At 64.0% G+C, this 2,741-nt stretch carries 4 protein-coding genes; 2 read left to right on the forward strand and 2 right to left on the reverse strand.

What is annotated here, in order from left to right; genetic code table 11:
• Positions 1–6: 6 nt before the first annotated feature.
• The gene (locus EN969_RS25600; protein ID WP_013532551.1) at positions 7–891 is read right to left on the reverse strand and encodes a LysR substrate-binding domain-containing protein; all 885 of its coding nucleotides are present in this window, start codon (positions 889–891) and stop codon (positions 7–9) included.
• A gap of 110 nt (positions 892–1,001) precedes the next feature.
• Here EN969_RS25600 and EN969_RS25605 point away from each other — a divergent pair, with 110 nt between their 5' ends.
• A complete protein-coding gene (locus tag EN969_RS25605; protein WP_013532552.1) occupies positions 1,002–1,292 on the forward strand; it encodes a muconolactone Delta-isomerase family protein in 291 nt (96 codons plus the stop codon).
• Between the two features lie 173 nt (positions 1,293–1,465).
• Positions 1,466–2,464 (forward strand): transporter, encoded by a 999-nt coding sequence (locus tag EN969_RS25610; protein WP_063167702.1) that lies wholly within the window; start codon positions 1,466–1,468, stop codon positions 2,462–2,464.
• A gap of 16 nt (positions 2,465–2,480) precedes the next feature.
• On the opposite strand, the gene EN969_RS25615 is transcribed toward EN969_RS25610, so the two are convergent.
• Positions 2,481–2,741, reverse strand: a 261-nt coding sequence (locus EN969_RS25615) for a glutathione S-transferase C-terminal domain-containing protein (protein ID WP_245467499.1), incomplete at its 5' end; no start/stop codon positions are given.

Below are 2,741 nucleotides of genomic sequence, written 5' to 3' on the forward strand. Positions count from 1 at the left end.
ATTCCCCTACTCCGCCGCAGCCTGCCGCAAATCGGCAATCACCGCGCGCCGGTCATGACGCCGCCAGGCGAGATGGAGTGAAACCGTGCGCTCGAGCCACGGCAGGTCGCGAAACACGATCCGCGGCGGCGCAGCGGCACGCAGGCTGGCTTGCACCGTCGCCAAGCCGAGACCCGCGCTGACAAGGCCGAGCGAGGTCAGCGGGTCCGCCGTCTCATAGGCGATGTCGGGCAAAAAGCCGGCTTTGGCGCAGGCGGCAAGGAACTGGCCGCGATTGGTGTCGTCCGGCTGGCGCACGACGGTGATCCAGGTGCGACCGTCAAGATGGTGAGGCCCGATCTCTGGCACTTCAACGAGTGGGTCATCTTCGGGGATCGCCAGCACCAGCGGCTCATGCCGCAGCGCCATGGCGGCGACATCCGGATCATCATCGGGTGGCGGCGAGTAGACAAAGCCCAGATCCAGCGACCGCTGCCGTAGCCCTTCCAACTGCGCCGCCGAGCGCAGGCTTCTCAGCTGCAGGTGGAAATCCGGCCGGTCGCGACGGAACTGGCGCAGCATCCCGGCGACAAGCCCGGCATGAACGGCCCCTTCGACATAGCCGATGGCGAGCCGGCCGACGGCGCCGCTGGCCAGGTTGCGGCCGAACTCCTCCACACGTCGCGCATTGGACAGCAGCGCGCGGGCCTCGGTGAGGAAGGCGCGGCCCTCGGCGTTGAGATGGACCCGCTGCTTCGACCTCTCAAAGAGGGAAACACCCAACTGCTCCTCGAGCTGGATGATCTGCCGGCTGAGTGGCGATTGGGAAATATGCAGCATTTCGGCTGCGCGCCCGACATTTCCGGTTTCGGCGACCGTGACGAAATAGCGGAGCTGGCGCAGGTCGAACATTTCTCCTCCAAGGCTCAAGTCCCTTTGGGTCTCAACTTTATCCTAATCAGTCTTGGACTGTCTGACCAGCCAAAAGCGATAATCGGCCATCCCAACCAAAGGAGACCGCCATGCAGTTCTTTGCCCTTCTCGCTCGCAACACCGAAAAATTTACCGATGCCGATTTCGCTCCACTTCTGCCCGGCGAAGCCGAACAGCGGCGCACGCTCTACGCCGAAGGGGCGGTACGTCAGGTGTGGAACCGAGGCGACATCCCGGGCAGCGGCATGATGCTCGAGGCTGCTGATGATGCTGAGGTTCGCGGCCACCTCGCCACCTTGCCGTTGGTCAAGGCCGGCATGATGGACATTGCCGCAATCGTGCCCCTCAAGCCCTACCCCGGCTTCGGCCCGAAGCACTGACAGGGCACATCCGGGGGTGACGAAGGCGTCACCCCCGGATTGACACGGGGATCGACAGACTGTGATCGGCTGTCAAGAAACCGTCACACGAAACCGGCTTCGCGCGTGCTAGGAATCAGTATCAGGCAGCCGCCGTGCGGCGCCATCTTCGGAACATGCATCTGGCACCGCCCATGGACATCACTCTCGCCCCGGAAGGCACCGATCTCTCGCCCTACCTGCCCGACGAGCACGGACTGTTCTTCATCTATCACTTCACCGCTGAGGGCGTGCGAACCAGGGACGCCGCCGCCGCGCACTGGACATGGCGCAGCTACCAGCTTTCCGACATGCGGGCCCGTCACGAAATCGGCGCCGATCGGGTTTTGCCGGCACCGGCGCGTGAAGCTTTCCTGTCCGCCAGCCATGGCTGCCACATCGACCTCGAGGACGACTGGCTCTATGGCGATCTGCCGGACCTGCGCCATGACTATTCGGCGGAAGCGGGCGGGCTTGGCCATTTCCGCTTCGCGCTCAATGACACGATGCTGGTCGGCGCCCGCAAGCAACCGCTGCAGTCGGTCGACAACATCCGCAAGGCGATCGAGAATGGATCGCGCAAGTTCCGCTCGCCAGCCGAGTTGATCGAGGCTGTCGTCGGCCAGTCGTTCGATGGCATGGTGGCGGAACTTGCGGCACTCGGCGACAGTCTCGACGGCATCGAAGACCGTATCGTCTGCGACGCATGGCACAATGAACGGCAATCCCTGGTCGACGCGCGCCGGCATCTGGTGGTGATCCACAGGCAGATGGCGACGCTGACCAATCTGTTCCGTCACCTTGATCATTCGCACCGCAACGACCTGCCAGACAGCATCAACGACATGGCCGCGCGCCTTTCACACCGGGCGCAGACGCTGCACTATGACGGCGAGCAATTGCAGGCGCGCGCCCGGCTATTGCAGGACGAGCTTATGGCAAAGCTGACGACGCAGTCGAACCGGCTGCTGTACGTCCTGTCGGTGATGACGGCGGTGCTGTTGCCGATGACCATCATCTCAGGCCTGTTCGGCATGAACGTTGGGGGCCTGCCGCTGGTCGACACGCCAATGGGCTTTTGGGTGGTGACGGCTGTGTCGATGGTGATCGCGGGCGCGACCTATCTCTTTGTCAGGCGGCTCGGACAGATGTAGCACCCGCCGGCAGCTTTCACGCAGTGGCGCGAAGATCCTCGATGATGGTGCCGGCGGCGGCCACTTCCGCTTCGTGATCGGGCTCGCGCCAGGTCTCGGCAAGCCCAGCCGCATGCCATTCGCGCATCGCCGGCAGAGCAAGCAACTGCGCCGGATACGCTGCAGCCGCACCCTCGAAGGAGAGCCCATAAGACTGTGCGCGGAACGCCACCGGGGCAAAGAAAGCATCTACTGCGGTGAAATGAGCGCCCGCCAGAAATGGCCCGCCGAAACGAGC

This window comes from Mesorhizobium sp. M7A.F.Ca.CA.003.01.2.1 (genome assembly GCF_003998945.1).
Lineage (GTDB): Bacteria > Pseudomonadota > Alphaproteobacteria > Rhizobiales > Rhizobiaceae > Mesorhizobium > Mesorhizobium ciceri.